The sequence below is a fragment of the Rhizobium changzhiense genome, from assembly GCF_013087625.1.
Taxonomy (GTDB): Bacteria; Pseudomonadota; Alphaproteobacteria; order Rhizobiales; family Rhizobiaceae; genus Rhizobium; species Rhizobium sophorae.
Genome location: NZ_JABFCQ010000010.1, coordinates 77,455 through 103,579, shown reverse-complemented (window position 1 = coordinate 103,579; position 26,125 = coordinate 77,455). Strand labels below are relative to the sequence as shown.

Here is a 26,125-nt window from a genome sequence, read left to right as displayed (position 1 = left end):
AACAGCCGCCTCATGGCGACCGTCTTATTCGTTTCTAACATAGGGTTGCGCCGTGCGATTGCCAAGGCGATCCCCCAAGTCAGATGGTTTTTCCGTCAATACTTCTTAAAGGCAGCCTCGCATAGGGCGCCGTCGCGAAAACCGCCGAAAGCCTGTTGGCAAAGATGAAGTCAAATCGTGTCAAAAAGCGGTCGAAGGGTGCGAAATAGGGCATGAGGCGCACATAGCCTTCCGATTTCGCCGTCGGTACGCTCTCTTCGAAGGGTAAGGCGATCGGCGATGCCGCCATCGCGCGTTTCGCCGCCGCCTTGGGAAGGCCCCTGCCCCACCCTCCCTCATTCCCTTCCTCGGGTTTAACCCGAGGGATGTCACAGGAATCCAGCGCGCCCAAGTCCTTGGGCGCGGAAGACTCTTCACGCATTGTTAAGTCATTCACCGCGCCGACGCGCGGTGGCTGGATTCCTGTGACAAGCACAGGAATGAGGGAGGAGCGAGGTTTCGTCCCTACCCCTACCGCCTCGATCCTGACGCCGGACGCGGAGGCGTTTGCAACCTCGAAACGGCCATCCCAAACCCCAGCCTCTCCCGGCGGCAATACCAGCGGCACCATCCCCCGGCTCTCTCGCGTCAGATAAAGCCCGTCACGCCTGAGATCAAAAACCACCCTGCCAGCGGTCATCCGTCCCGGTTCACTGCCGGTGGCAAATGCAAGGATACGCTCCATATGCGCCCTCCCCGGCGCAAACGGTTGCCCGCCGAAAACGGCCGTCAGGCGCCCAAGCGCATAATCGAGGACGGCCCGATCCTGCCTCAAGCCGTCAAGCATCACCTGTCCGAGCAGACCGCCGTGAAGCGTGAAGTAACGATCCAGCCACTCTGCACCCTTGGTTGAAAGAGCCAGCCGCTCTTCCCAGGCTGCGCGGATATTCCCCTCAGCACCGGTATCGGCCGAAAGCTGCCGGCGCGTCCGCACGCGCTCGTAATTGGTATCCTCGTTGCTGGGATCGTCGATCCACGGCACGCCCCGCTCCTTCAGGAACGCGCGGATATCTACCCGGGTGGAAAAAAGAAGCGGCCGTAAAATCCAGAAACGCCGGTCGAAGAGCACCGCATCGGCAATACCGGTCGAAAGCTGCTCCGTTCGCATCCCACGCATGGCAACCGTTTCGCGCTGGTCGTCGAACGTATGGCCGGTGACGATGAGATCGGCCTCGAAACTTTCGGCGGCAGCCGCAAGCAGGCCGTAGCGTGCCTGGCGGGCAGCCGCCATGATGCCGGTTTTCGGCTTGTCGCCCTGCCAAGTCAGAATGGTGTGGGGAATGCCGAGCGATGCGCAGAGGGCGGCGACTTCACGCGCCTCGTCTGCGGAGCCTGGGCGCAACGCATGATCGACGGTTGCGGCGCAAAGGGAAATCTTGAGATGGGGCGCGGCCTTCAGGGCTTCATCGAGCAGAAGAAGCAGGCCGGTGGAATCGCTGCCGCCCGAGATCGCGACGAGAATGCGCGCGGGGCTTTGAAGCGACGTGAGAAACTGGAGGATCGCCAGTTGAGGCGATGCGGCTTCCGGAGACATTCCGGAAGACCTTAGCAGGAGAGGCGCTTCTGTTCGCTCGCAACCTTGCTTATAACGGCACGCGAAGCCTTTGGATAACGCTTCGACACTTCGCGCAGCGTCGCACAGGCAGTCTCGTTATTGTCGAGGGCCGCAAGCGACATGCCGAGCTTCAGCAGCATTTCCGGCGCCTTTTCCGATGTGCCGTATTTCTGATGCGCATTGAGGAAGGTCTTGGCCGCCTCATTGTACTTGCCCTGCGAATAGAGCGCTTCGCCGAGCCAGAAATTGGCGTCCGCCGCCCGCGCGCTGCTCGGGTAGCGGGTGATATACTGCGTGAATTCCTGTTCGGCCGTGCTGTAGTCGCCGGATAGCACGTGGCCATAGGCGGCCTTGTACTGGTCGGCCTCGCTGCCGAGCGAGGCGGTCTGCTGCGGTGTTTTTGGGCTGGCATCGGGAATCGGCCCGGAACCGATCGTGGCATTTTCGTCGACGCTTCCGCCGATCGGATTGCCGTTCTGATCGAAATCGATCGAGCCGAGTTCCTTCGGTGGTTGGCCGAGACCGCTATTCTCCGGCACGCTGGTGGAGGGAGCCGTTTCGGCTCCCTGCGGTGCTTGGATCACCTTGGCAATATCGTCGCCGCCGGAGGCGGCCGGAGCGGCATCGGTCTCGCTCTTCTTGACAGGGGCCTTGGCGCCGCCGCCGCCGGCACCGGTCTTTTCGAGCTGCTGGAAGCGGAATTCATTGTCTTCCTGCTGCTTGCGGATCGTCTCCTGCATCTGCAGAAGCTGAAAGCTCATCTCCTCGATCCGGCCGTTCAGCTGCCGCAACTGCTCTTCGAGCTGCTGCACGCGGACCTCCGCGTCGCCGCTCTGCACCTTGACGACGGGCGGCGGCGCCTGGTTTTCCGCGGTTCGGCCGCCGAGATGTAGCCCGAAGAACGAGGCCGAATAGGCCGCCCGTTCGCTTCCGGTCACAGCCGCGAGGCACAGCATGCCTGCCACGACAAGTTTCTTCATATGTATCGTCCTGTCCCAGTGATTCTTCGCACCTCGATGGCACGAACAGGAGACTTTTCCAATTGCTTTCAAAAAGCAACGGAGTCTGGCCAAAGTGTGGTCAAAAAGAAAAGGCGGCCCCGGATGGGACCGCCTGCCGAAAAAGCGAATTGTTGCTCGGCAATTACATGCCGGCGCCGCCAAGCACGGTAACCGCGCGACGATTCTGCGACCAGCAGGAAATATCGTCGCAGACGGCGACCGGACGTTCCTTGCCGTAGGAGATCGTCTTCAGGCGCTGCGCCGGGACGCCGCGCGAAGCGAGATAGTCCTTGGCGGCAGCAGCACGGCGGGCGCCGAGCGCGAGGTTATATTCGCGCGTGCCACGTTCGTCGGCATGGCCTTCGACGGTGATCTGGTAGTTCGGGTAACGGGCGAGCCACTGCGCCTGACGGTCAAGCGTCTGCGAGGCATCGGCGCGGATCGACGAGGAGTCGGTATCGAAGAAGATACGGTCGCCGACATTGACCGTGAAGTCCTGGGCAGAGCCCGGCGTTGCGGCGCCAGCACCGCTGCCGAGGCCGAGGTCGCCGGCGCTGTTCGGCGGCTTCTTGGCGCAGCTTGCGAGCGCGAGGCCGGCGATAAGCGCGATCATGACGGGGTTGCGGGCGAAATTCTGCATGCGGCTCATTGCCGGGGTATGAATTCGGCTCATGGCCGGTCTCCTTGCGATTTCATCAGGGTTTCCGGACAGTAACCGCACTCGGTTAACCGCCCCTCAAAGATTATGGTTAACGATTTACTGATTTGTCCCTTGGTCGCTCGGTTCCATGACTTTGGGGCGACATAAAGGCAGCAACGCATCGCCTACTCCAGAAGTGGCGACCAAGCCGGGTCGGAGCCGTAGGTCGGCGTCTTCACAAGCTGCTCGTTGTAACCGGTCAGATCGATCGAATAGAGCTGCGGACCACCCGACCCTGCCGCCTGGCGGAAGAACATCAGCACGCGGCCGTTCGGCGCCCAGGTCGGGCCCTCATTGTGGAAGCCCGTCGTCAGGATGCGTTCGCCGGAACCATCCGGCTTCATCACCCCGATCGAGAACTTGCCGCCGGCCTGCTTGGTGAAGGCGATGAGATCTCCGCGCGGCGACCAGACCGGCGTCGAATAGGAACCGTCGCCGAAGGAAATGCGGGTCTGGCCGGAGCCATCGGCATTCATCACGTAGATCTGCGGCTTGCCGCCGCGGTCGCTTTCGAAGCTGACGCGTGCGCCGTCAGGCGAATAGGAGGGCGAGGTGTCGATCGCCGCCGTCGAGGTCAACCGCGTCGTCGTGCGCGATCGCAGGTCCATCGTATAGATGTTGGAATTGCCTTCCTGCTGCAGGCTCATGATCACCTTCTGCCCATCCGGCGAGAAGCGCGGCGAGAAGGTCATGCCGGGGAAGTTACCGACGACCTCGCGCTGCCCGGTTTCGAGCTGCAGCAGATAGACCCGCGGCTGCTGGTTGGCAAAGGACATGTAGGTCACTTCCTGCCGGCTCGGCGAGAAGCGGGGCGTCAGCACGAGATCGCTACCATCCGTCAGCATGCGGATGTTGAAGCCGTCCTGGTCCATGATCGCCAGCTGACGCTTGCGCTGCTGCTTGGTGCCGGATTCGGAGACGAAGACGACGCGGGTGTCGAAATAGCCTTCCTCGCCGGTGATCTGCTTGTAGATCGCATCAGCAATGATGTGGGCAACACGCCGCCAGTTCTCCGGTTGCGTGTAGAACTGCTGGCCAGTCATTTGCTGTCCGGCAAAAGTATCCCAGAGACGGAACTCGGCACGAAGACGACCATCCGCTTCCTGCGTAACCCGGCCAGTAACCAGCGCCTGCGCGTTAATAACCTTCCAGTCCTCGAATCGCGGCGAAGCGTCCGGGTTGGAAATCTTCTCGATGAAAGCGGACTTGTTGATGGGCGCAAACAATCCGGAACGCTGCAGGTCCGCGGCAATCACTTGCGAGACCTGCGCACCCATATCGCCCTGCAGGAAGTCGGTTACCGCAATCGGCAGTGGCTGAACGTTACCTTTGTTGATGTTGATCTCCACGAGCGCGTTCGCAGGCGATGCAACAAGAGCGGCGGCAGCCATGCCGACGGCGACGACGAGCGCGCGGATGAGGGAACACTTGACCATATCAAACAAGCCTTTCAGCATCTTATTGCGTAAGAGCGCTGGTGTCGAAGTTCAAAATAACTTCCTTCCAGGCATCGTATTTATCTTTTGTAAGCATCGTAAAAGGAGCTGCGCGACGAACTGCGCGAACGCCGGCATTGGTAATGCTTTTTCGCGTGCTCTCACTACCACCACTGGCCTCCACGTCAGGAACGCCTACGATCTGGCCATCTCTATCAAGCTTTACGTGAATCGTCATACGCACGCTGCCGATGTCTTTCAGACTGGTATCGATATTGAACTGCCTCTGGATTGCATCTCGCATCGCGACAGCGGTAGCCGAACTGATAGCGGATACTTCCTTACCGCCATTTCCCCGATCAACCGTCTCCGCATTTGCTTCGAGCGGCAACGCCAAGCCAATCGCGATTCCCACCAGCACCGCGCGTATCCCGAAAGACTTCGCGAAATAATACAGGCTCTTCAGCATTTAAATTCCCAGATCGCTTGGATCGAAGTTGACGACGACTTCGCTCCAGGCATCGTATTTGTCTTTTGGAAGCGACGAGAAAGGAGCCGATTTCATGATGGCGCGATAAGCGCCGCCGGCGAGTGCCCGACGAGTAGATTCGTTATCGCCACCAACCGCCTCGACTTCCGGTTCGCCGACGATATTGCCGTCCTGATCGAGATTCATATGCACCTTGATGCGAACATCGCTCACGCCTTCCATGCCGGGAATGACAGACCAATTGCCGGCGATGGCGCTTTTCAGCGCATCCATCTCGCTCATCGAAAGCTTGGAGCCGCCATTGCTCTTCTTCGCTCCGAGCGATGCCTCCTGCGTCGAGCGCTTAGCACCACCTGCTGAAGGATCGGTCTTGTTCAGCAACGCCGCAACCTCATCGGCATTGAAATCGCTCTTCATCGATGAGGCAGATTTCGCAGTCTCCTGCTTCTGATCGGCCTTCTTCTTTTCGGTCGGCTTCTCGGCAGCCTTCGGCTGGTCGGCTGTCTTTTCCGGCGGCTTTTCGGCGGGCTTTTGCGGCTCAGGCGGCTTTACCTGCGGCTTGGCAACCGGCGTCGGCACATTGTCAGGCAGCGCCTCGGCATCCGGCTTCGGCGGCTCCTCCGGCTTGGCCTGCTCTTCCGGCGGCTTTTCCTCAGGCTTCGGCGGCGTCACTTCGACCGGCTTCGGCGGCGGAATTGAAGCGACCTCCTTCGGCTGCTCGACTTCCGTTTCCTCCTTGACGATCTCCTTGACGTCATTCGGCTTAGGATCGATCTTCGGCATCGGCTTATCGCTCGAATTCGCCGCGGCCGCTTCGCTATTGCTGGGTTTGGCGTTCGGGACCGGCGGCGTTTTCAGGTCGACATTGTTGTCGCCGGCATTCTCGGCCGGCTGTGCGATCGGCGGCCGTGTCGTCGGCACGGGCGCCGAAGTCTCCTTCTTCGGAGCCTTCTTGTCGCCTTGCTGCATCTGGGTAATGGATTCCACCGGTACGAGATCAACCGGCATCGCCTCGAAATCCTCCACCTTGAAGGATTCCGGGGCGCCGAGCGACACCATCGCCCAGGTGAGCACCAGGCCGTGCAAAACAGCAGATGTGATGACACTGGCCTTCATTTTGAGCGCTATTGGTCCTTCTTCTGCTGCGTCACCAGGCCGATATTCTTGAAGCCTGCGCCCTGAATACGGGCCATGACATCGGCGATGACGCCGTAGGGCGCTGTCGCGTCACCGCGCACGAAGATACGTTCGTTGTACCCGGTCGTCGCGATCGCCTCGAGCTTGGCGGCGATTTCCGCGGCCGGGATCGGCGTTTCCTGCAGGAACACTTCGCCGTCATTCTTGACGGAGATGGTGATCGGCTGCGTCTCGGAATTGAGCGCCTTGGCCTGCGTTTCCGGCAGGTCGATCGGCACGCCGACAGTCATCATCGGTGCCGCGACCATGAAGATGATCAAAAGCACCAGCATGACGTCGACGAGCGGCGTCACGTTGATTTCGGAAATCACGGCCCTGTTCCGACCGCCGCGACGGCGGCGTCCGCCGCCCCCGCCGCCATTGCCTCCAACAGCCATACCCATGTCAGAATACTCCGTTGGTTACTGAGCGGCAGCGCGCGGCTGCAGTTTCTCGTCGATCTGGCGCGAAAGTATGGCGGAGAATTCATCCGCGAAACCTTCCATGCGGCCCGAGAGCTTGCCGGCATCGGCAGAGAACTTGTTGTAGGCGATAACTGCGGGGATAGCCGCGACGAGACCGATCGCGGTGGCAAGCAGCGCTTCGGCGATACCGGGCGCGACGACCGCAAGGTTGGTCGATTTCGAACCGGCGATCGCCTGGAACGAAGTCATGATGCCGACGACCGTGCCGAAGAGACCGATGAACGGACCGGCCGAGCCGATGGTCGCCAGCGATCCAAGGCGGGCGCCGAGAAATTCTGTTTCACGGGCGAGTGTCACGTCCATCGCGCGGTCGATACGCATCTGCAGGCCGATCGGCGAGCGGGCGCCGCGTTCGAAGGATTTCTTCCACTCGCGCATCGCGGCCACGAAGATTGCCGCCAGCCCGGTATTGTTGCGTTCCGACAGCGAGCGGTAGAGTTCTTCCAGCGACTGGCCCGACCAGAACACCTGTTCGAACTTGTCGAACTGGCGCCGTGCGCGGCCATAGGCCAGGTATTTGTCGATGACGATCGCCCACGTCCACACCGAGGCCGCGATGAGCCCGAGCATGACGAGCTTGACGACGATGCCGGCCTGCAAGAAAAGCGACCAGAGGCTGACGTCCGTCGTTGCTGCTGCCAATCCTACTTGTTCCATTGGTCCAAAATCCCCGAATCCAAACGCCCGGTGCTGGACCGGGCGGCACAAACTGATCTCGCAAGAAGTGTCCGGCGGCCGCCGCCCAAAGCCCTGGTCAAACTTCCAAGCTCATCTTCCGCCTTCTTGCCGTCAAATTTGGTCAAAGGAAGGCGTGCACCGCACAAACTCCGACTTTCCCAGTAAGACACTATTATGGTTAATAGATCGTTAGTGCCGGACTGTGACAGTAAGCCTGTGTTTGGAAGATTTCGTTCCATGGATTACTTGACCGGAGCAAGGTCCGGCTGCCGAAAGAGCGCTCATCCTGCGGCGCGGGAATTCCTTCACATAAAACTCAAGTTCTGACAAGAGCTGAATTTCAAGCGATTCTGACTACAATGGCTGACTGCCTTCCAGGAATTTCGCCGCCAGCGTTTCCGGCAGCCGCCTCGGCCGCCCCCGAGCGTTGATGACGGCGATGATCACCCTGGCGGCGATCAGCAGCGTCTCGCCCGAACGGATCTGCTGATTGAGCACCATCTTGGCGCCGCCGGCTTTTTCCGTATGCGTCAGGATCGTCAGCACATCGTCCATGCGCGCCGGGCTCTTGAAGTCGATCTCCATGCGGTGGACGACGAAAACCAGCCCCTCCTCGTCGGCACTGACGAGTTCGCGCTGCTCGACGCCGAGGCAGCGCAGATAATCGGTGCGGCCGCGCTCCAGGAAATGCAGGTAGCGGGCGTGATAAACCAGGCCGGAGAAGTCCGTGTCTTCATAATAGACCCGCTGCACGAGGCGGTGTCCGGCCTCCGTCAGCTCTCCCGAAATGGAAAAAGGGCGTTCCGTCATAATTTTCTCCAAACTCAGGTGCCCTGTTTGGCGCAACGCTTCCGGACAGGCAAGCATTGAATGCCCGGCCGGCAGGCATTGAATGATTGTCACAATTCCTAACTATTCCCGATAATGAGCGACCAATCAGGAGACGATGCGATGAAGATTGCGGTTATGGGTGGAGACGGTTTCATTGGTTGGCCAACGTCGCTGCATCTCTCCGATGCCGGGCACGACATCCATATCCTCGACAATCTCTCGCGCCGCTGGATCGACACCGAACTTGGCGTTCAGTCGCTGACCCCAATGGATTCGATCCAGGAGCGCACCCGCATCTGGCACGCCGAAACCGGGCGCCGCATCCACTTCAATCTGATCGATCTCGCCAAAGATTACGAACTCCTGAAGAACTGGCTTTCCGAACACCGCCCGGATGCCGTCATCCACTTCGCCGAGCAGCGGGCCGCGCCCTATTCGATGAAGAGCGACCGCCACAAGAACTACACTGTCAACAACAATGTCAGCGCCACGCACAATCTGCTGAACGCGCTGACGGAACTTAACCTCGATGCCCATCTCATCCATCTCGGCACCATGGGCGTCTACGGCTATTCGACGGTCGGGGCGGCGATCCCAGAAGGTTACCTGCCGGTCGGCATCGAAACCGCCGGCGGCGAGACGGTCAGCCAGGAGATCCTCTATCCCTCCAATCCCGGCTCGATCTATCACATGACCAAGTGCCTGGATCAGCTCCTCTTCCAGTTCTACGCCAGAAATGATGGCCTGAGGATCACCGATCTGCACCAGGGCATCGTCTGGGGCACACACACCGAGCAGACGCGCCGCCACGCGCAGCTGATCAACCGTTTCGACTATGACGGCGATTATGGCACGGTGCTGAACCGCTTCCTCATCCAGGCGGCGATCGGTTATCCGCTGACGGTGCACGGCACCGGCGGCCAGACCCGCGCCTTCATCCACATCCAGGATTCGGTCCGCTGCATCGAACTGGCGCTGAAAAACCCGCCGGCCCGCGGCGCCCGCGTCGAGATCTTCAACCAGATGACCGAAACCCACCGGGTGCGCGACCTTGCCGAGATGATCGCCAGGATGAGCGGCGCCAAAATTGCCTGGCTGCCCAACCCGCGCAAGGAAGCCGCAGAGAACGAGCTGATCGTCCGGAACGAAAAATTCCGCGATCTCGGCCTTGAACCGATCACGCTGGAAGCGGGCCTGCTCGGCGAGATCGTCGACGTCGCGAAGAAATTCGCCTATCGCGTCGACCGCGCGCGCGTGCCGGCCGTCTCCGCCTGGACCAAGGACATCGCCGCGACGATCAATCACGATCCGGAAGGCAAGCGGCTGAAGTCGGTTTCATGAGTGCTGAGAGATGACGAAGGCTAGGAAGGCCGCGGCTTGCTCCCTCTTCTCCCCAGCGGGGAGAAGGTGGCCCGTAGGGTCGGATGAGGGGGCCACACGGCACGCCCTTCATTGCCCTTCGCTCGCGCTCAGCGCACTCGCTCCTATCGTCGCTCGCCCCCTCATCCGCCTGCCGGCACCTTCTCCCCGCTGGGGAGAAGAGACATGTAGCAACGCCTTGCCGTCTCTCCTTCGCCGTAGCCAGATATACCGAGGCAGCGGAATCCGATGAACCGCTCGTCCGTCTTCGCCTACGTCACACTCGTCACCAATGCCGATTACGCCATGGGCGCGACCGCGCTTGCCCGCTCCCTACGCCGAACCGGCACTGGGGCCGACATCGTCATTCTCCATACCGGCGGTGTCGACAAAACCATTCTCGCACCCATCGAAGCGCTCGACTGCCGCCTGATCGAGGTCGAGCACCTGCCACTGTCTGCGGCCTTCACCGAACGCCATGCGCGTGGGCAGCTCCATTCGACAGCCCCTTTCACTAAGGGTCGCAAACCGGATTTCCATTCGCCGCTCGACAATTTCTGCAAGCTCAGGCTCTGGCAGCTTGTCGAATACGAGCGCTGCGTCTTCATCGATGCCGATGCCCTCGTGCTGAAGAACGTCGACAAACTTTTCCTCTATCCGGAATTTTCCGCCGCCCCGAATGTCTACGAAAACCTCGCCGATTTCCGCCGCATGAATTCCGGCGTCTTCGTCGCCACGCCTTCGCATGACACGTTCCGGCACATGCTCGAAAGGCTCGACAGGCCGGACGCGTTCTGGCGGCGAACCGATCAGACCTTTCTCGAGACGTTCTTCCCGGATTGGCACGGCCTGCCGGTTTATTTCAACATGCTGCAATATGTATGGTTCACCATGCCGGAGCTTTGGGACTGGAAGAGCATTTCGATCCTGCATTACCAGTATGAAAAACCGTGGGAAAAGGATCATCCCAAGGCAGCGCGACTACAACCTTTGATCGATCTGTGGCACCGTTTCCACGATGGCGGCGATATGCCTGAGATCACCGCGCTGAACAATCCGGAAGGGGTAGCATGAAGGTACTGGTGTCGGGTGGAACGGGTCTCGTCGGCCGGTATGTCGTCGAGGAACTGCTGGCCGCCGGATATCAGGTGATCGTCGGCGGGCGTCGCGCGCCGCTGCCCCGCCTCTTCTCCCGCCCGGTCGAATTCGCAGCACTTTCGCTCGATCCCGACAAGGATCAGATCGACGTCTTCGACGACGCCTATTTCTTCGTCCACGCCGCCTTCAGCCATGTTCCGGGCAAATATCGCGGCGGCGAGGGCGACGATCCGAAGACCTTCCACAGGTTGAACCTCGACGGCACCGTCCGGCTTTTCGAAGCCGCCAAACGCGCCGGCACGCGCCGCTGCGTCTTCCTGTCCAGCCGCGCCGCCTACGGCGAACACCCGCCGGGAACCGAACTGACGGAGACGATGCTGGCCAAGCCCGAAACACTCTACGGTCAGGTGAAGCTCGATGCCGAACGCGCGCTTACCCACCTCTCCACGCCGGGCTTTGCCGGCGTAAGCCTGAGGGCGACCGGCGTCTATGGCGATCTCTCGCCGAACAAATGGGACGGCATCATCGCCGATTACCTCGCCGGCCGGCCGGTTGCCGCCCGTCTGGGAACGGAAGTTCACGGCCGCGACCTCGGTCGGGCGGTGAGACTGATGCTGGAGACGGAAAGCACCCGCATCTCCGGTGAGGTCTTCAACGTCTCGGACATGTCAGTCGACACGCGCGATATCCTTTCAGCCATCCGCCGCGAGACGGGCTGTCGGCACGCGTTGCCAGCCCCTGCCGATAGCGCAGCACTCAACCCCATGAGCACGGCGAAAATCCGCGCGCTCGGCTGGGCGCCAGGCGGAGCACCTCTGTTCGAGGAGACGGTGCAGCGGCTGGCCGTTGCACTTCCCGAATCCCCAAGGCACAGGTCCACGCAAGTCTGACGTTGCAGAATGCGCCCGAATTGCAATCGGGGGCGCGAATTAAAAATCGGGGAATATTCCATGCAGGTCGCAACCACGTCTGCCTCCATCATCTTGCGCGGCGCGTCTTCGACCGCAGCCATTTCAACCGCCGGAAGCGAGACCGATCAAGGTGTGCTGAAGTTGCAGCGCGCCACCCAGGCGCTGCAGCAGATGCGCCAGACCTTGGCGAACTCGGGAGACGAGGCCAAGGCGAAGGCACAACGCAAGCTCGAAGAGGCGAAACAGCAGCTGGAGATGCTGCGCAGCTCCAACATGGCTCCTGAGGTGGTCGCCCGGCTGGCCGCCGAACTGGCGCGCAAGGTTGGCACCGCCGCCTCCGAATTCGCATCGTCAGTCGCGACCGGCAGCCCGGCAGCGGCTGTTTCGATGGATGCAACCACAGGCGCTGCGGCCGTCACAACGAGCGGGGCCGCGGCTGCGCTGACGGATACTTCAGGAGAAACTGCGGCCGGCGAGACCGGCTCGCAGGAACCGGACGCCGCCGCCAACGCCCGCAACGCCTATGCGAGCGTCGCCGAAGATGCCCCGAAATTCTCAGGCATTTCGGCCGATGATCGCGAAACAATGGAAGAGTTCAAGGCGGTGGTGCGTGAACTCAAGCAAGTGCTCGAAAAGGCGATGCGCGAGTTGCGGCAGCAGGCCGGGGCCAATATGGCCGGCTTCTCCATCGCCACGGCGACAATACCGACAAGCATCGTCGTCTGACGACCGCTGCCGCCGGCGGACGAGGCGTGAAACGAGGGTGATGCCGTCGCATCTGGCATTTGCATCGGACATCCGGCCGTCTATGCTCGCTCGAATCTCACAAAACCGGCAGATCGAATGACCGCTAGAGAATTGAAAGCGCAGCTGCGCAACGAACGGCTGTCCGCGCGCGACGCCATCCCCGCTGAGAAACGCGCCTCCAAAAGCCTCGCAATGGCCGACCATGCCGGCGAGGCCGTTGGTTTTGCGCTGGATACGATCGTCTCCGGCTTCCTGCCGATCCGTTCGGAAGCCGATCTCCGGCCGCTGATGGCGCGCTTTGCCGTGCGCGGTGCACGGCTCTGCGTGCCGGCGATCCTTGACCGGCAGACCATCGTCTTTCGCGAGCTGGCGGAAGGCGCGCCCCTCGTCGATACCGGTTTCGGCACGGTCGGCCCCAGCGCGGATGCCGCCATTCTTGATCCAGAGATCATGCTGGTGCCGCTTTCGGCCTTCGATGCCCGCGGCCACCGTATCGGCTACGGCGCCGGCCACTACGATCGAGCCATCAGCCGGCTAAGGCAAAAAGGCCTGCATCCGAAGCTGATCGGCATTGCATTCGACTGCCAGGAAGTGGCACATGTGCCCGACGAGCCGCATGACATAAGCCTGGATGCCATCCTGACAGAAAGCGGCCTTCGCTTTTTTTCCTCTTGGATTGGATAGGGAATGCGGCTGCTTTTTCTGGGTGACATGGTCGGCAAGACGGGACGCACGGCGGTGTGGGACCGCCTCCCCGGCCTCGTTTCCGACCTCAAGCTCGATTTCGTCATCGTCAACGGCGAGAATGCCGCCGGCGGCTTCGGCATCACCGAGGACATCTTTCTGGAAACGATCAATGCCGGCGCCGATGTGGTGACGACGGGCAATCACGTCTGGGATCAGAAGGAAGCCGTCGCCTTTGCCGGGCGGCACGATCAATTCCTGCGGCCGGCCAACTATCCGCAAGGCACGCCCGGCCGCGGCTCCGGCCTTTTCTATGCCAGGAACGGCGCGCGCGTGCTCGTCGCCAATGTCATGGGCCGGGTCTTCATGCATCCCGAACTCGACGACCCCTTCAAATCGGCGGAGGTCATCCTCGCCGCCTGCCCGCTGAAGGAGCAGGCCGATGCGATCATCTTCGATTTCCATGCCGAGGCGACCAGCGAGAAGCAGTGCTTCGGCCATTTCGTCGACGGCCGTGCCAGTTTCGTCGTCGGCACCCACACGCATGTGCCGACGGCCGACGCACAGATCCTGAACGGCGGCACCGCCTATATGTCGGATGCCGGCATGTGCGGCGACTACGACTCCTCCCTCGGCATGGACAAGGAGGAGCCGCTCAACCGCTTCATCTCCAAGATGCCGAAGGGTCGCATGGAGGCAGCGAACGGCCCCGCGACGATCTGCGGCGTCGGCGTGGAAATCTCGGATACGACGGGACTTGCCGAAAAGATCGCGCCGCTCCGGCTCGGACCGCGGTTGGCTGAGACTGTACCGGAGTTCTGGCGGTAACGGCCGACGAGCGGCCATCCAACACGCAATTGTGAGCATCCGCCGTCTGGACCCCTGCGGCCTCATGCCGCATCCTCCCGCCACTCGCGCATACCCCCGAAAATCGGAATCGATTTTCTGAAAGGATTATGCGCCGATTAAAGGGTGATAGAGCGCCGGAGGGGTGGCATGAAGCCGCGATATCTTGTCCTCGCTATCGCATACCTTGCGGCCTTCGCCGCGCCTAGTCTTGCCGGAGCACAAGAGCAGCGGCCACCGGTCAGCCAGTGCCAGGCGATCGCGCAAACCATCCCCAAGGTGACCTTCGCAAGCTTTTCCGGCGCTCCGCCGCTGATGCCTGCCGTCTCCGAGGGCGAGGACGTCAAACTCACCTTCCTCGGCCACTCCACCTTCGCGATCGAGACCCCGGGCGGAATCGTCATCGCGACAGACTATAATGGCTGGTACAGGCCGGCGACGATGCCTGACGTCGTGACGATGAACAAGGCCCACTCGACCCACTTCACCTTGGCGCCCGATCCGGGCATCAAGCACGTACTGCACGGGTGGAGCGATGTTCCGGACGAGAAGGCCAATGTCAATCTCGTCGTCGGCGATGCCTATATCCGCAACGTCACGACGGATATTCGCTTCAGCTATGGCCTCGGCGGCTCGCACGAAAACGGTAATTCCATCTTCATCTTCGAGATCGCCGGCCTCTGCATCGGACATCTCGGCCACCTGCATTACGAGCTGACGGATACCCATTATACCGAGATCGGCCGCCTCGACGTCGTCATGGTCCCCGTCGATGGCGGCCTGACCATGGGCGCCGACAGCATGAGCCGCGTCATCAAGCGGCTGTGCTCGTCGTTGATCCTGCCGATGCACCGGCGCGGCCCGCCGGTCGAAGCCTTCGTTTCGATGTTCGGAAAGGATTTCGACGTCGCCAATGCGCCCGATGACAGTATCACCGTCTCGATGCGTACCCTGCCGAAAAAGCCGCTGATCTATGTCATGAAGGGTGTGCAGTAAAAAAGGCCCGGCGGTTTCCCTTCTACGGCGCCGCGCGTCTATTCAGACGCGCAAAAGACGCTGTAGCGCTTTGAATTCCTGCATCAGGCGAACTGTAGATGGCGCTTGATGCCGACATCCGGCATCTTGTCGTCGTCAAGATTGGCCTTGGCGATCTCCCAGCCGAATTTCAGCTTGTTGCCTGTGGAAACCCAGATCTCGGCATCGTCGACATGGAGCGACAGCATGGTGAGCTTGGGGTCCTTCTTGCCGCCGTCATACCAGGCCGCGACGATCGAGCTCCAATATTCCTCGATCTTGGAGGGGTCAGGATGCACCTCGATCACACCGGCGAGGCAGGCGTGATAGTCGTGATCCTTGCCGATAACGCAGAAATGCGCGCGGCTGCCGGGTTTGATGGCGCGCACGATGTCGGCGTCGGTCTTGGTGTAGAACCAGATGGTGTTGGTGGTGGGATCGGCATGCGGCGCCATCGGCTGCATGTGCATGTCCAGTCCGGAAATTCCGAGCATACCGGCATGAACGCCGTTGACCTGATCCCAGAGCTGACGTGCTGGATGTTCCTGCGCCTCGCTGAGACTTGCCATGACCGTTCCTTTCCGTTGGATGGGAGTTCGGTTGAAACGTCATCCCCTCGCCTTTGTTCCGAACTGCTTTTTCCTTGAACGGGTGCCGTTTCGCTCTTATAAGGCGGCCCATTCCGAACAATGAGACGTGAACAGGGGTGCCATGGCTGGCCATTCACAGTTTAAAAACATCATGCACCGCAAAGGCCGTCAGGATGCCGTGCGGTCGAAAATGTTCTCCAAGCTTGCGCGCGAAATCACCGTTGCCGCCAAGGCCGGCCTGCCCGACCCGACGATGAACGCCCGTCTTCGCCTGGCGATCCAGAACGCCAAGGCTCAGTCTATGCCGAAGGACAATATCGACCGCGCCATCAAGAAGGCAGCCGGCGCCGACGGCGAAAATTATGATGAAGTCCGCTATGAAGGTTATGGCCCCGGCGGCACGGCGATCATCGTCGAGGCGCTGACCGACAACCGCAACCGCACCGCCTCCAACGTCCGCTCGAGCTTCACCAAGGCCGGCGGCGCTCTCGGCGAAACCGGCTCCGTTTCCTTCTCCTTCGACCATGTCGGCGAAATCACCTACAAGCTTTCCGTCGGCGATGCCGACAAGGTGATGGAAGCCGCGATCGAAGCCGGCGCCGACGACGTCGAGTCCGACGAAGACGGCCACTACATCACCTGCGCCTTCGAAGCCCTTGGCGAAGTGGCAAAAGCGCTGGAATCGAGCCTCGGCGAAGCCGAAACCGTCAAGGCCGTCTGGCGCGCCCAGAACAACGTGCCGGTCGACGAGGAAAAGGCCCAGTCGTTGATGAAGCTCATTGACAGCCTGGAAGACGACGACGACGTGCAGAACGTCTATTCCAACTTCGAAGTCTCGGAAGAGGTTCTGGCGAAGCTCTCGGCCTGAATTTCCTCTGACGATCGTCAATAGAAAACCCGGCTGCGATGCCGGGTTTTTTACTGCCAAGATGCCCGAGGCGCCGCTTGAAAACCCTATGCGGCGGCCCGCATGAAATTTCCGAGCCCTGCAAAAAACTCCAAGGATTTCAGCCGCGCCTCGATATCGTGGATCGGCATCGAGATGATCACCTCGTCGGCCTGTGTTTCCCGCAGAAACTCCGACAGTTTCGCTTCCGCCGTCTTCGGCGAGCCCACAACGGCATAACGCAGCGTGTGTTCGACATTCATCTTTTCCATCGGCGACCAGAAAGCGTCCATGTCAGCCACCGGACGCGGGAACGGGCCGCGGACATTGCGGCGCAGATTGACGAACTGCTGCTCAGCGGAGGTGAAATGGTACCGCGCCTCCTCATCAGTCGCCGCCACCGCGCCCATGACGCCGACCATCACGTAGGGCTTGTCCAGCGTCGCCGAAGGCTGGAAGCGGTCGCGGTAGATCGCGATCGCATCGAGCAGCATGTCGGGCGCGAAATGCGAGGCGAAGGCATAGGGAAGGCCGAGCATGCCGGCGAGCTGGGCACTGTAGAGGCTGGAGCCGAGCAGCCAGATCGGGATGTGCGAACTGTTGCCCGGCACGGCAAGAATTGCCTGGTTCTCGACCGGTGTGCCGAGGAGTTGCTGCAGTTCCACCACGTCGTTCGGGAAGCTGTTTGCGCCGGCCTCGAGATTGCGCCGCAGCGCCTGTGCCGTGCGCATGTCCGTTCCCGGCGCGCGCCCGAGGCCGAGATCGATCCGGCCGGGGAAGAGCGCCTCCAGCGTGCCGAACTGCTCGGCGATGACGAGCGGCGAATGATTGGGCAGCATGATGCCGCCGGAGCCGATGCGGATGTGCTTTGTCGCAGCCCCGACATGGCTGATGACGACGGCGGTGGCAGCGCTGGCGATCCCCGGCATGCCGTGATGTTCGGCAAGCCAGAAGCGCTTGTAGCCGAATTCCTCGGCCTTCACAGCCATCCGCGCCGAACCCTCGAGGGACTGGCGCACGGTGCTGCCTTCGGCAACGGGGGAAAGGTCGAGTATGGAGAAGGGAACCATGGGAAACCTGCCGGGCGGTTGAACGATGCCGTCTATGTAGGTTCGCGCCCGCACCATTCCAAACCACGCGCGCAAACAAAAAGGCCGCGCGAGCGCGACCCTTCTGCAATGTCAGAAGCGATCGTTTATCGGTGACGGCGCAGCACATGCACCTCAGCGCTCGGCTGGTGGTGGCCGGGCGGCAGCGTGAAATTGCCGAGCTGGCGGTCCATTTCCAGGGCTTCCGTCGCCAGCCGGTGGATCGCCGCCGTCGTCTCCTCGACCATCGAGGCGTTCTGTTGCGTCATCGTGTCGAGTTCGGCGACAGCGCTATTGATCTCACGCAGCGTGTTGGCCTCCTCGCGGGTCGCACCCATGATCTCGTTGATCTGGCCGTTGATCGCCTCGACATGGGCGCCGATGCCCGTCAGCGCAACGCCCGCTTTTTCCACAAGCGTAACGCCGCTTTCGACCTCATGCGTCGATTTCTGCAGCAGGCTGGAGATCTCCTTGGCCGCACTTGATGAGCGCTGCGCCAGCTCGCGCACTTCCATGGCGACGACGGCGAAGCCCTTGCCGGATTCACCGGCGCGCGCCGCTTCGACACCGGCATTGAGCGCCAGGAGGTTGGTCTGGAAGGCGATGTCGTCGATGACTGAGATGATCGTGTTGATCTGGCGCGAGGAGGCCTGGATTGCCTCCATCGCCGCGATCGTCTCGCGCATGATCTGGCCGGAGCCTGTCGTCTCCTTCTTGGCGTCGCGGGCGATGCGCTCGGCCTGCTCGGCTCGCTCGATCTGCCGGCGGACCGACTGTGTGATGGCGCTGATCGCATTAGCCGTCTCGGTGATCGAGCCGGCCTGGCGCTCGGTGCGACCGGCAAGTTCGTCGGCGCCGGTGCGCATCTCCTCGGAGCCGGCGCGTACCGCCATCGAGTTGCGGCCGATTGCCGTCATAGTTTCGCTGAGCGTCGCCAGCGCCTCGTTGAAATTGACGCGCAGGCTTTCAAGCTCGTTCGGGAAACGGGTATCGATCTGATAAGCAAGATCGCCGCTCGCCAGATGATGCAGGCCCTCGTCAATCGCCTCGACCACCTGCTGCAGCGTCTTCGCCTCGGCCTCACGCTCGGTCAGGTTCTGCTGGCGGTCCTGCTCGGCCCGCAGGCGCGTCTCTTCACTGGCGGCTTCGAGCTCGCGGCTTTCGATGAGCGACTGCCGGAAGCGGTCGAGCGCGTTGGCCATCGTGCCGATCTCGTCCTTGCGGTTCAGGCTGCCGATCTCGCTGTCGAGCTTGCCGTCGGCGACATCGCGGGTAACGCCGGCAAGCCGCGCAAGCGGCGAAAACAGCAGATTGGTGACGAGCCCGGTCGTGACCGCCATGACCACGAGCACGCCGATGCCGATCATCGTCAGCAAGGTAGCGATCTCGATCGAGCCGGCATTGAGCTCGCTCAAGAGCACACTCTCGACCACTAGGAAGCGGTCGCCGCGATAGTCGATGCCGCGGACATAGGCACGAGCCGTACCGTCCGCCCGGTCGAAATCGGCAACCGTCATCGCCGAACTGGCAAGCGCGCTCTTGATGAAGGTGAAGGGCGTCGCATCGAGCGTAGCAAGCTTGCCGCTTCGGTCGAGGCCGACGGCGGAGCCATCGCCGGAGACGATCGCCGCCCGCGCCGTGCTGCCCTGAACGATGCCCTTGGCGAGGATGCCGGTGACGATGTCGTCGCGCACCTTGAAGAGGATGATGCCCTTGGCCGCTCCAAGCTTGATAATCGGCACGGCATAGAAGATCGCCGATTTGCCGCTGCCGGCATCGACTCGAAGGCCGGAGAAGCCTGTCGGCGCGGCGTCATCGGTCGCCTTGGCGGTATTGTCGATCGCCTTGGCGAAAGCGATGCCGGCGCCGGTTGTCTTCCAGGCGTCCGACTTCAGGTTCTCAGCGAAATCGTCCTGCTTCTTATAAGAATAGAGGACCGTGCCCTCGAGATCGGCGATCAGCAGGTCGCTGAAGGCGGTATCCTCGAGGTCGCGGGCGACTTCGCCCTGCGTCTTCTCATGGTTCGAATAATAAAAACCGCTCGGCCCTTCCGGCTTCATGAGCTTCTCGCGCTGGTCGGCCGGGTTGGGATTGTTCGATATGAAAACCTTCTTCAGCTCGGCACGAGCGTCGCCCGAGGTTTTCTCGATGGTTTTCCAGCCGCTCTTCAGGCTGGTGATCGACATTTGCAGCGCCTCGATGCGCGCAATCGAGTTGGCCTGGTTTTCAAGCTGCGCCAGCTGGTCCTGCAGCATGTCGCCGCGGAAGATCAGCACGCTTTCCTTGGCCTTCAGCGCCTGCTCGTCGGAGATGCGGCTGCTGGCAAAATAGGCCAGCACGTCGATGACCGCGATCGACAGCACGGTCAGCAGAATGAATGTGACGATGACCTTGAAGGACAGGGATTGAAATCTCTGTGCCATGTACGACGAACCCCTTCTGAACGCGCTTGCCAGCCGGGCATGCAGCGCATGCCTGATCGACCGACCTGTAAACAGAACATCGGAGGCTTAATCTTCGCGAAAAGAAGCCCCTCTCGTATTGACGACTAGAATTCAGGCATCTGTTTTAATTCGCGGTAAATGTCGGGCCCTAAATCCGGGAGTGTTTTTGTTTTGTTCACATATCGATGGCACTTATTTCGCGATCGCTATAGGTTGAACCATGCAAAATACGATTCGCATCGTCGGTATTGATCCTGGACTTCGCCGCACCGGCTGGGGAATCATCGACACGCTGGGCAATTCCCTGCGGTTTGTCGCATCTGGAACAGTGACTTCCGATGGCGACATGGACCTTGCCTCCCGCCTTTGCCAATTGCACGACGGCCTGGCGGAGATCGTCCACAGCTATAAGCCGGATGAAGCCGCCGTCGAACAGACCTTCGTCAACAAGGATGCGGTGGCGACCCTGAAGCTTGGCCAGGCCCGCGGCATTGCCATGCTGGTGCCGGCGCGCGCCGGGCTGCCGGTCTCCGAATATGCCCCGAACGCCGTGAAGAAGGCCGTCATCGGCGTCGGCCACGGCGAAAAGCAGCAGATCCACATGATGTTGAAGATTCTGATGCCGAAGGTCGAATTCAAGGGCAACGACGCCGCCGACGCCCTGGCGATCGCCATCTGCCATGCGCATAATCGCGGCAGCAACCGGATGCGACAGGCGCTGGCCGGATAGCTTGTTCTTGACTTGTTCCATTGGTAAGGATAATTCTTACTCTGAAGGAGCAACAAGATGCGTGTCACGTCCAAAGGGCAGGTCACTATTCCTCGCGATCTCAGGGAACTTGTCGGTATCGAGGCCAATAGCGAGGTCATTTTCTCGATAGAGGGCGGCAAGCTCGTTCTCTCGCCGAAGAACGGCAAGCAGGAGATCGAGGATCGGGGCCGCCTGGATCGTTTCATACAGACGCTCCGTCGTCTCGAGGGCACTGGCGATCAGGAGATCGATGCCGAAGACCTTATGTCGATGACCCGTGATCGCTGATGGCCACACTTGTCGACACGAACATACTTGTCGATCTGGCCGTAGTCGGTTCGGACTGGCACGGGTGGTCGCGTCGAAAGATGCTTGACGTCTTCAAAGACGGACCTGTCCTCATAAACCCGATCATCTATTCCGAATTTTCCGTTCGGTACGACGACGTGGACGAAGTCGATCGACTGCTGCCGCAGGATGAATTCCGCCGCGAGAACCTGCCTTGGCCGGCTGCATTCGCCGCTGCTGCGGCCTTCCGGCTTTACCGTCGCGCCGGCGGTGGGCGCGAACGGATATTGCCCGATTTCTTCATCGGCGCGCATGCGGCGATAAGGGGCTACAGAATTTTGACCCGCGATCCCAGCGGATACCGCTCCTATTTCCCCTCCGTTGACCTTATAACCCCCGAAACGCATCCTTGAGAGACCGCGACCCATGATCGGCAAGCTGAAAGGCACCATAGACGAGATCGGCGAAGATTATGTGCTCGTCGATGTGCACGGCGTCTGCTACGTCGCCCATTGCTCGGCCCGCACCCTGTCCAAGCTCGGCTCAGCCGGCGAGGCGTGCGTGCTGTTCATCGAAACCTATGTGCGCGAGGACCAGCTAAGGCTCTTCGGCTTCATGACCGCGCTGGAGCGGGAATGGTTCAACCTGCTCCAGAGCGTTCAGGGCGTCGGCGCCAAGGTGGCGCTCGCCGTGCTCTCGACGCTGACACCAGGCGAACTCGCCAATGCGATTGCCCTGCAGGATCGCGCCGCCGTCTCGCGTGCGCCGGGCGTCGGTCCGAAAGTGGCGATGCGTCTCGTCACCGAGCTCAAGAACCGGGCGCCGGCCTTTGCCGGCGAAGCGATCAATATCGCCCTCAAGCAGGAACTCGGCGAAGGGGTCGCGGCCGCCCCGGTCGCCGACGCGGTATCTGCGCTGACCAACCTCGGCTATTCCCGCGACCAGGCGGCGAACGCGATTGCCACGGCAATGAAGACGGCAGGCGACGGCGCCGACAGTGCCAAGCTGATCAGGCTGGGATTGAAGGAGCTAGCGCGATAGAGTAGGATGGAATGTCATTTTTCTGCCGATTGACAAATTTTCCGACCAACGCACATAGATAGGACTGCTGATCCATGCGGGGAGAATTTACCCTTTCACCGAAAGGCCAGATAACGTTTCCGAAAGAGTTGCGGGACACGCTCGGCCTTCAGCCTGGCGATCAGCTTGTTTTCTCGATGATCGACGGAGAAGTCGTGATTACACCGAAATCGATCAACTTCAATGATCTTGCAGGCCTTCTGGGATCGCCTCCAAATGGTCGTGCTTCCCTGGAAGAGATCGACGCTACCGTCACCGACGCTGCGGGCAGCGATGTCGTCAACGAAGCCACGCGATCGAAATCGGATGTAGCGGCATGATTGCCTATGGCTTGGATACAAACGTCCTGCTGAGGCTCATCGTCGACGATGATCCGGAGCAAAGGGCGGCCGCCCTGAAATTCGGTGAAGGCATCGGCAGGGATTATCGTGGATTTCTCTCGCTTCTGAACCTCTTGGAACTGGATTGGGCGCTGCGCGCACGGTTCGGCTTCAAGAAAAAGGACGTTGTCGAGGCAATCGGCAAGTTGACACGCGTCAGGGGATTGGACATCGAGAACCAGACCCTCGTTATCAAGGCCCTGAGGGCCGTGGAAACGCGAAACGCCGATTTTGCCGATGCCTTGATCGGCTACCGCGCCGCGGATGAGGGATGCCCGGCGACCAAGACATTTGACCGGCACGCGTTCAAGACCGTGCCAGGTATGGAGCTTCTTTCATGAGCGAATCCGCCCGCCTGATATCGCCGGAAAAGCGGGGCGAAGACCTTGATATCACGTTGCGCCCGCAATCGCTGGATGAGTTCACCGGCCAAGCGGAAGCGCGCGCCAATCTCAAGGTCTTTATCGAGGCGGCGAAAAACCGCGGCGAAGCGCTGGACCATGTGCTCTTCGTCGGTCCGCCCGGCCTCGGCAAGACTACGCTGGCGCAGATCATGGCCAAAGAACTCGGCGTCAACTTTCGCTCGACGTCGGGCCCGGTGATCGCCAAGGCCGGCGATCTCGCTGCCCTGCTGACCAATCTCGAGGAGCGCGACGTGCTCTTCATCGACGAAATCCATCGGCTCAATCCCGCCGTCGAGGAAATCCTCTATCCGGCCATGGAAGATTTCCAGCTTGACCTCATCATCGGGGAAGGCCCTGCCGCTCGCTCGGTGAAGATCGACCTGTCGAAATTCACGCTGGTGGCGGCCACCACCCGCCTCGGCCTGTTGACGACGCCGCTGCGCGACCGCTTTGGCATTCCGGTGCGCCTGAGCTTCTACACCGTCGAGGAGCTGGAACTGATCGTGCGCCGTGGCGCCCGGCTGATGAACCTGCCGATCACCGAGGAAGGCGCCCGCGAGATCGCAAGACGCGCCCGCGGCACCCCGCGCATCGCCGGCCGGCTGCTGCGGCGCGTGCGCGACTTCGCCGAGGTGGCAAGGGCGGAAGCCGTCACCCGCGAAATCGCCGACGAGGCGCTGACCCGCCTGCTGGTCGACAATGTCGGCTTCGACCAGCTCGACAAACGTTACCTCAACATGATCGCCGTCAATTTCGGCGGCGGCCCGGTCGGCATCGAAACCATCGCCGCCGGCCTTTCCGAGCCGCGCGACGCGATCGAGGACATCATCGAGCCCTACATGATCCAGCAGGGTTTCATTCAGCGCACACCACGCGGCCGTGTTCTGACCGCAATCGCATGGAAACATCTGGGAATGCAACCGCCCAAGGATATGGAGGCTGCACAGTTCCGGCTGTTCCAGGAGGACAACTGAGTGATCACCCGCCGCGGATTTTTCAAGGTTCTGGGCGGCGGTGTCGCAGGCGTCATGTCGCTCGGTGGTTACGCCTTCGCCTATGAACCGCTCGCGCGGCTTGCCATCACCCGCTACCAGCTGACGCCGCCCGGATGGACGCCGGGGCTCAAGCTCCGCGTCGTTGCGCTCGCCGATCTCCATGCCTGCGAACCCTGGATGTCGGCAAGCCGCATTGCCGCGATCTGCCACAGGGCGAATGAACTGGAGGGCGACGTCACCGTCCTGCTCGGCGATTATGCCGCCGGCATGAACATGGTGACGCAGTACGTGCATTCGAGCCAATGGTCGAAGGCGCTCGCCACTTTGCAGGCCCCTCTCGGCGTCCATGCGGTCATGGGCAACCATGATTGGTGGGAGGACAGGACCGCCCAGAAGAACGGCGGGATGGAGACATTCGGACACCGAGCCCTCGCCGACGTCGGCATCCCGGTCTATGGCAACCGCGCCGTTCGGCTCGAAAAAGATGGCCGCGGCTTTTGGCTCGCAGGCCTCGAAGATCAGCTGGCGCTGCTGCCGGGCCGGAAGTGGGGCCGCACGCATATGCTCGGCCTCGATGATCTCGAGGGAACGATGGCTCAGGTTACGGACGATGCGCCCGTCATCCTGCTCGCCCATGAGCCCGATATCTTTCCGCGCGTGCCCGAACGTGTCTCGCTGACGCTTTCGGGCCACACGCATGGCGGACAGATCCGCCTCCTCGGCCGTTCGCCGATCGTCCCCTCGCGTTACGGCAACCGCTACGCCTATGGCCATATGTTCGAGGAGGGGCGTAATATCATCGTGTCCGGTGGCCTCGGCTGCTCCATTGCACCGGTCCGCTTCGGCGTGCCGCCGGAAATTGTCGTGATCGATCTTGGATAAGAATGGCATGGCCAAGCGCACTCTCATCCGCCTGAATGCGGGCGCTGAGCGTTTCAACTATCGCATCGCCGGCCTCGGCTTTCGCGACGGCCACGTGCTCGTCCATCGCGCCGTGCATGAGCCCTTCTGGACCTTTCCAGGCGGCAGGGCGGAAATCGGCGAGACGTCGGAGGAAACGCTCAAACGGGAGATGGTGGAGGAACTGGGCGTTGAGGTGACCGTCCATCGGCTACTGTGGATTGTCGAGAATTTTTTCCGCTACGAACGGCGCGACTGGCATGAACTCGGTCTCTATTACCTGATGGACCTCCCGCCGGAATTCCCCTTTTTGTCCGGCGAGATCATCCATCGGGTCGAGGACGGCGACAACCATCTCGAGTTCAAATGGGTGCCGGCAACGCGTAGTGCCCTGACCGCACTCGACATCCCGCCCTATTTCATCGCCGATGAAATCGAGGCCCTACCCGTTGCGCCACGTCATCTCGTCTGGCGGGACGGCGATCTCGACGGCAAAGACTGATGCAAGCAGTTGAAAATGTTACAGCGTCCTTGCGCGCCTCAAAAGGCGCCCGGGCGCTGTAGCCAAAAGCGCTTAAAGAGGAGATGCGCCAATGCCGACCTTCGATCCTGTCAGGCCATTCCGCAAACTTGCCTATAACAACGCCCTTGCCAACCGCCGGCTGCTGCAGGCCTGCGCGACATTGAAGCCTGGAGAATTCGAAGCGCCACGCACCAGCTTCTTCCCCTCGATCAAGGAAACCTTGAACCATATCATCACGGTCGACTGGTTCTATGTCGACGGCCTGGAAGGCGGCACGCTCGGGCTCAAGGCCTTCGAGATCGACGAACCATTCGATGACGTCTCCTCGCTGGCGCAAGCGCAGGCGAAGGTCGATCAGCGCCTGGTGGCGCTTTGCGAGGCCCTGACGCCGGACAGGCTCGCCTCGACCGTCAGCCTCCATCGCGGCGCCCGCATCCAGCAGGAGCGGATGGAGGACGTGCTCGGGCATCTCTTCCAGCATCAGACCCATCATCGCGGCCAGGTGCATGCGATGCTCTCCGGCACCAGCGTCGCCCCGCCGCAGCTCGACGAATTCATCGTCGCCGACGATGCACGGTTTCGCAGCAGCGAACTTGCAGACTTCGGCTGGAGTGAAGAGAAGCTGATGTGCTGATTTCATGGTAAAGCGCGCTTAAGCGTCCTACCGGACGCGCGACGCTTTAGAGCCTTTCCGGGTTAGATTGAAGCATTCTGCCGGAGCAGGTTTTCGTCAGGGAAAAGGCGAT

Annotated in this window: 30 protein-coding genes; 18 read left to right on the top strand and 12 right to left on the bottom strand. The window is 61.2% G+C overall.

Annotated elements, in window-relative coordinates:
* Positions 1–79: 79 nt before the first annotated feature.
* From tilS to ybgC, 9 genes are all read right to left on the bottom strand, one after another.
* Positions 80–1,573, bottom strand: coding sequence for a tRNA lysidine(34) synthetase TilS (tilS, locus tag G9X68_RS30885; protein WP_171605614.1), 1,494 nt, complete (start codon positions 1,571–1,573; stop codon positions 80–82).
* Positions 1,574–1,584: 11 nt separating this feature from the next.
* Entirely contained in the window at positions 1,585–2,574 is a 990-nt protein-coding gene (ybgF, locus tag G9X68_RS30880) for a tol-pal system protein YbgF (protein ID WP_171605613.1), read from the bottom strand.
* A gap of 163 nt (positions 2,575–2,737) precedes the next feature.
* Positions 2,738–3,268, bottom strand: a complete 531-nt coding sequence (pal, locus tag G9X68_RS30875) for a peptidoglycan-associated lipoprotein Pal (RefSeq protein WP_171605612.1) — start codon at positions 3,266–3,268, stop codon at positions 2,738–2,740.
* Between the two features lie 152 nt (positions 3,269–3,420).
* Positions 3,421–4,731, bottom strand: coding sequence for a Tol-Pal system beta propeller repeat protein TolB (gene tolB, locus G9X68_RS30870; protein ID WP_171605611.1), 1,311 nt, complete (start codon positions 4,729–4,731; stop codon positions 3,421–3,423).
* Between the two features lie 22 nt (positions 4,732–4,753).
* Positions 4,754–5,200, bottom strand: coding sequence for a cell envelope integrity TolA family protein (locus G9X68_RS30865; RefSeq protein WP_171605610.1), 447 nt, complete (start codon positions 5,198–5,200; stop codon positions 4,754–4,756).
* On the bottom strand, positions 5,201–6,337 hold the full coding sequence (locus G9X68_RS30860) for a hypothetical protein (RefSeq protein ID WP_171605609.1): 1,137 nt from the start codon (positions 6,335–6,337) through the stop codon (positions 5,201–5,203). It abuts the gene before it with no gap.
* A gap of 8 nt (positions 6,338–6,345) precedes the next feature.
* Entirely contained in the window at positions 6,346–6,801 is a 456-nt protein-coding gene (gene tolR / locus G9X68_RS30855) for a protein TolR (RefSeq protein WP_003542730.1), read from the bottom strand.
* 18 nt (positions 6,802–6,819) lie between these two features.
* Positions 6,820–7,539, bottom strand: coding sequence for a protein TolQ (tolQ, locus tag G9X68_RS30850; protein WP_171605608.1), 720 nt, complete (start codon positions 7,537–7,539; stop codon positions 6,820–6,822).
* Positions 7,540–7,914: 375 nt separating this feature from the next.
* Entirely contained in the window at positions 7,915–8,370 is a 456-nt protein-coding gene (ybgC, locus tag G9X68_RS30845; protein ID WP_171605607.1) for a tol-pal system-associated acyl-CoA thioesterase, read from the bottom strand.
* Positions 8,371–8,511: 141 nt separating this feature from the next.
* On the opposite strand from ybgC, the gene G9X68_RS30840 reads away from it, so the two are divergent.
* The 7 genes from G9X68_RS30840 (at position 8,512) to G9X68_RS30810 (ending at position 15,032) form a co-directional block, all read left to right on the top strand.
* Complete coding sequence (locus G9X68_RS30840) at positions 8,512–9,732, top strand: NAD-dependent epimerase/dehydratase family protein (RefSeq protein ID WP_062941471.1); 1,221 nt, start codon at positions 8,512–8,514, stop codon at positions 9,730–9,732.
* A gap of 267 nt (positions 9,733–9,999) precedes the next feature.
* Positions 10,000–10,824, top strand: a complete 825-nt coding sequence (locus tag G9X68_RS30835; protein ID WP_171605606.1) for a glycosyltransferase — start codon at positions 10,000–10,002, stop codon at positions 10,822–10,824.
* On the top strand, positions 10,821–11,738 hold the full coding sequence (locus tag G9X68_RS30830; protein WP_171605605.1) for an NAD-dependent epimerase/dehydratase family protein: 918 nt from the start codon (positions 10,821–10,823) through the stop codon (positions 11,736–11,738). Before G9X68_RS30835 ends, G9X68_RS30830 begins: the two co-directional genes overlap by 4 nt.
* Positions 11,739–11,798: 60 nt before the next feature.
* On the top strand, positions 11,799–12,485 hold the full coding sequence (locus G9X68_RS30825) for a hypothetical protein (RefSeq protein WP_171605604.1): 687 nt from the start codon (positions 11,799–11,801) through the stop codon (positions 12,483–12,485).
* A 117-nt stretch (positions 12,486–12,602) separates the two neighbouring features.
* Positions 12,603–13,190, top strand: a complete 588-nt coding sequence (locus G9X68_RS30820; protein WP_171605603.1) for a 5-formyltetrahydrofolate cyclo-ligase — start codon at positions 12,603–12,605, stop codon at positions 13,188–13,190.
* A gap of 3 nt (positions 13,191–13,193) precedes the next feature.
* Positions 13,194–14,018 carry a TIGR00282 family metallophosphoesterase gene (locus tag G9X68_RS30815; RefSeq protein WP_003552528.1) on the top strand — a complete coding sequence of 275 codons (825 nt, stop codon included), beginning with the start codon at positions 13,194–13,196 and terminating at the stop codon, positions 14,016–14,018.
* A 168-nt stretch (positions 14,019–14,186) separates the two neighbouring features.
* Positions 14,187–15,032, top strand: coding sequence for an MBL fold metallo-hydrolase (locus tag G9X68_RS30810; RefSeq protein ID WP_171605602.1), 846 nt, complete (start codon positions 14,187–14,189; stop codon positions 15,030–15,032).
* Positions 15,033–15,115: 83 nt separating this feature from the next.
* Here G9X68_RS30810 and G9X68_RS30805 read toward each other — a convergent pair whose 3' ends face one another.
* Positions 15,116–15,619 (bottom strand): pyridoxamine 5'-phosphate oxidase family protein, encoded by a 504-nt coding sequence (locus G9X68_RS30805; RefSeq protein ID WP_029871965.1) that lies wholly within the window; start codon positions 15,617–15,619, stop codon positions 15,116–15,118.
* 142 nt (positions 15,620–15,761) lie between these two features.
* On the opposite strand from G9X68_RS30805, the gene G9X68_RS30800 reads away from it, so the two are divergent.
* Positions 15,762–16,508 carry a YebC/PmpR family DNA-binding transcriptional regulator gene (locus G9X68_RS30800; RefSeq protein ID WP_171605601.1) on the top strand — a complete coding sequence of 249 codons (747 nt, stop codon included), beginning with the start codon at positions 15,762–15,764 and terminating at the stop codon, positions 16,506–16,508.
* Positions 16,509–16,594: 86 nt separating this feature from the next.
* On the opposite strand, the gene G9X68_RS30795 is transcribed toward G9X68_RS30800, so the two are convergent.
* The gene (locus G9X68_RS30795) at positions 16,595–17,596 is read right to left on the bottom strand and encodes an LLM class flavin-dependent oxidoreductase (protein ID WP_171605600.1); all 1,002 of its coding nucleotides are present in this window, start codon (positions 17,594–17,596) and stop codon (positions 16,595–16,597) included.
* 125 nt (positions 17,597–17,721) lie between these two features.
* Positions 17,722–20,037: a methyl-accepting chemotaxis protein gene (locus G9X68_RS30790; RefSeq protein ID WP_171605599.1), complete on the bottom strand. Its 2,316-nt coding sequence runs from the start codon at positions 20,035–20,037 to the stop codon at positions 17,722–17,724.
* 241 nt (positions 20,038–20,278) lie between these two features.
* On the opposite strand from G9X68_RS30790, the gene ruvC reads away from it, so the two are divergent.
* From ruvC to G9X68_RS30740, 10 genes are all read left to right on the top strand, one after another.
* On the top strand, positions 20,279–20,788 hold the full coding sequence (gene ruvC, locus G9X68_RS30785; RefSeq protein ID WP_129419534.1) for a crossover junction endodeoxyribonuclease RuvC: 510 nt from the start codon (positions 20,279–20,281) through the stop codon (positions 20,786–20,788).
* A gap of 57 nt (positions 20,789–20,845) precedes the next feature.
* Complete coding sequence (locus tag G9X68_RS30780) at positions 20,846–21,097, top strand: AbrB/MazE/SpoVT family DNA-binding domain-containing protein (RefSeq protein ID WP_171605598.1); 252 nt, start codon at positions 20,846–20,848, stop codon at positions 21,095–21,097.
* A complete protein-coding gene (locus G9X68_RS30775) occupies positions 21,097–21,510 on the top strand; it encodes a type II toxin-antitoxin system VapC family toxin (protein WP_129419535.1) in 414 nt (137 codons plus the stop codon). Before G9X68_RS30780 ends, G9X68_RS30775 begins: the two co-directional genes overlap by 1 nt.
* A 13-nt stretch (positions 21,511–21,523) precedes the next feature.
* Positions 21,524–22,138 (top strand): Holliday junction branch migration protein RuvA, encoded by a 615-nt coding sequence (ruvA, locus tag G9X68_RS30770; protein ID WP_129419536.1) that lies wholly within the window; start codon positions 21,524–21,526, stop codon positions 22,136–22,138.
* Between the two features lie 74 nt (positions 22,139–22,212).
* Positions 22,213–22,497 carry an AbrB/MazE/SpoVT family DNA-binding domain-containing protein gene (locus tag G9X68_RS30765; protein ID WP_064651256.1) on the top strand — a complete coding sequence of 95 codons (285 nt, stop codon included), beginning with the start codon at positions 22,213–22,215 and terminating at the stop codon, positions 22,495–22,497.
* Positions 22,494–22,898, top strand: a complete 405-nt coding sequence (locus G9X68_RS30760) for a type II toxin-antitoxin system VapC family toxin (protein WP_171605597.1) — start codon at positions 22,494–22,496, stop codon at positions 22,896–22,898. Before G9X68_RS30765 ends, G9X68_RS30760 begins: the two co-directional genes overlap by 4 nt.
* Complete coding sequence (gene ruvB / locus G9X68_RS30755; protein WP_017968121.1) at positions 22,895–23,935, top strand: Holliday junction branch migration DNA helicase RuvB; 1,041 nt, start codon at positions 22,895–22,897, stop codon at positions 23,933–23,935. The genes G9X68_RS30760 and ruvB overlap by 4 nt, the downstream gene beginning before the upstream one ends.
* The gene (locus G9X68_RS30750) at positions 23,936–24,838 is read left to right on the top strand and encodes a metallophosphoesterase (RefSeq protein WP_171605596.1); all 903 of its coding nucleotides are present in this window, start codon (positions 23,936–23,938) and stop codon (positions 24,836–24,838) included.
* A gap of 7 nt (positions 24,839–24,845) precedes the next feature.
* Positions 24,846–25,358: an NUDIX hydrolase gene (locus tag G9X68_RS30745; protein ID WP_171605595.1), complete on the top strand. Its 513-nt coding sequence runs from the start codon at positions 24,846–24,848 to the stop codon at positions 25,356–25,358.
* 91 nt (positions 25,359–25,449) lie between these two features.
* On the top strand, positions 25,450–26,013 hold the full coding sequence (locus G9X68_RS30740; protein WP_171605594.1) for a DinB family protein: 564 nt from the start codon (positions 25,450–25,452) through the stop codon (positions 26,011–26,013).
* The last annotated feature ends 112 nt before the right edge of the window (positions 26,014–26,125 follow it).

Coding starts and splice junctions, on each gene's coding strand:
- tilS (WP_171605614.1), bottom strand. CDS start 1,573: ATGTCTCCGGAAGCCGCATCGCCTCAACTGGCGATCCTCCAGTTTCTC.
- ybgF (WP_171605613.1), bottom strand. CDS start 2,574: ATGAAGAAACTTGTCGTGGCAGGCATGCTGTGCCTCGCGGCTGTGACC.
- pal (WP_171605612.1), bottom strand. CDS start 3,268: ATGAGCCGAATTCATACCCCGGCAATGAGCCGCATGCAGAATTTCGCC.
- tolB (WP_171605611.1), bottom strand. CDS start 4,731: ATGGTCAAGTGTTCCCTCATCCGCGCGCTCGTCGTCGCCGTCGGCATG.
- G9X68_RS30865 (WP_171605610.1), bottom strand. CDS start 5,200: ATGCTGAAGAGCCTGTATTATTTCGCGAAGTCTTTCGGGATACGCGCG.
- G9X68_RS30860 (WP_171605609.1), bottom strand. CDS start 6,337: ATGAAGGCCAGTGTCATCACATCTGCTGTTTTGCACGGCCTGGTGCTC.
- tolR (WP_003542730.1), bottom strand. CDS start 6,801: ATGGGTATGGCTGTTGGAGGCAATGGCGGCGGGGGCGGCGGACGCCGC.
- tolQ (WP_171605608.1), bottom strand. CDS start 7,539: ATGGAACAAGTAGGATTGGCAGCAGCAACGACGGACGTCAGCCTCTGG.
- ybgC (WP_171605607.1), bottom strand. CDS start 8,370: ATGACGGAACGCCCTTTTTCCATTTCGGGAGAGCTGACGGAGGCCGGA.
- G9X68_RS30840 (WP_062941471.1), top strand. CDS start 8,512: ATGAAGATTGCGGTTATGGGTGGAGACGGTTTCATTGGTTGGCCAACG.
- G9X68_RS30835 (WP_171605606.1), top strand. CDS start 10,000: ATGAACCGCTCGTCCGTCTTCGCCTACGTCACACTCGTCACCAATGCC.
- G9X68_RS30830 (WP_171605605.1), top strand. CDS start 10,821: ATGAAGGTACTGGTGTCGGGTGGAACGGGTCTCGTCGGCCGGTATGTC.
- G9X68_RS30825 (WP_171605604.1), top strand. CDS start 11,799: ATGCAGGTCGCAACCACGTCTGCCTCCATCATCTTGCGCGGCGCGTCT.
- G9X68_RS30820 (WP_171605603.1), top strand. CDS start 12,603: ATGACCGCTAGAGAATTGAAAGCGCAGCTGCGCAACGAACGGCTGTCC.
- G9X68_RS30815 (WP_003552528.1), top strand. CDS start 13,194: ATGCGGCTGCTTTTTCTGGGTGACATGGTCGGCAAGACGGGACGCACG.
- G9X68_RS30810 (WP_171605602.1), top strand. CDS start 14,187: ATGAAGCCGCGATATCTTGTCCTCGCTATCGCATACCTTGCGGCCTTC.
- G9X68_RS30805 (WP_029871965.1), bottom strand. CDS start 15,619: ATGGCAAGTCTCAGCGAGGCGCAGGAACATCCAGCACGTCAGCTCTGG.
- G9X68_RS30800 (WP_171605601.1), top strand. CDS start 15,762: ATGGCTGGCCATTCACAGTTTAAAAACATCATGCACCGCAAAGGCCGT.
- G9X68_RS30795 (WP_171605600.1), bottom strand. CDS start 17,596: ATGGTTCCCTTCTCCATACTCGACCTTTCCCCCGTTGCCGAAGGCAGC.
- G9X68_RS30790 (WP_171605599.1), bottom strand. CDS start 20,037: ATGGCACAGAGATTTCAATCCCTGTCCTTCAAGGTCATCGTCACATTC.
- ruvC (WP_129419534.1), top strand. CDS start 20,279: ATGCAAAATACGATTCGCATCGTCGGTATTGATCCTGGACTTCGCCGC.
- G9X68_RS30780 (WP_171605598.1), top strand. CDS start 20,846: ATGCGTGTCACGTCCAAAGGGCAGGTCACTATTCCTCGCGATCTCAGG.
- G9X68_RS30775 (WP_129419535.1), top strand. CDS start 21,097: ATGGCCACACTTGTCGACACGAACATACTTGTCGATCTGGCCGTAGTC.
- ruvA (WP_129419536.1), top strand. CDS start 21,524: ATGATCGGCAAGCTGAAAGGCACCATAGACGAGATCGGCGAAGATTAT.
- G9X68_RS30765 (WP_064651256.1), top strand. CDS start 22,213: ATGCGGGGAGAATTTACCCTTTCACCGAAAGGCCAGATAACGTTTCCG.
- G9X68_RS30760 (WP_171605597.1), top strand. CDS start 22,494: ATGATTGCCTATGGCTTGGATACAAACGTCCTGCTGAGGCTCATCGTC.
- ruvB (WP_017968121.1), top strand. CDS start 22,895: ATGAGCGAATCCGCCCGCCTGATATCGCCGGAAAAGCGGGGCGAAGAC.
- G9X68_RS30745 (WP_171605595.1), top strand. CDS start 24,846: ATGGCCAAGCGCACTCTCATCCGCCTGAATGCGGGCGCTGAGCGTTTC.
- G9X68_RS30740 (WP_171605594.1), top strand. CDS start 25,450: ATGCCGACCTTCGATCCTGTCAGGCCATTCCGCAAACTTGCCTATAAC.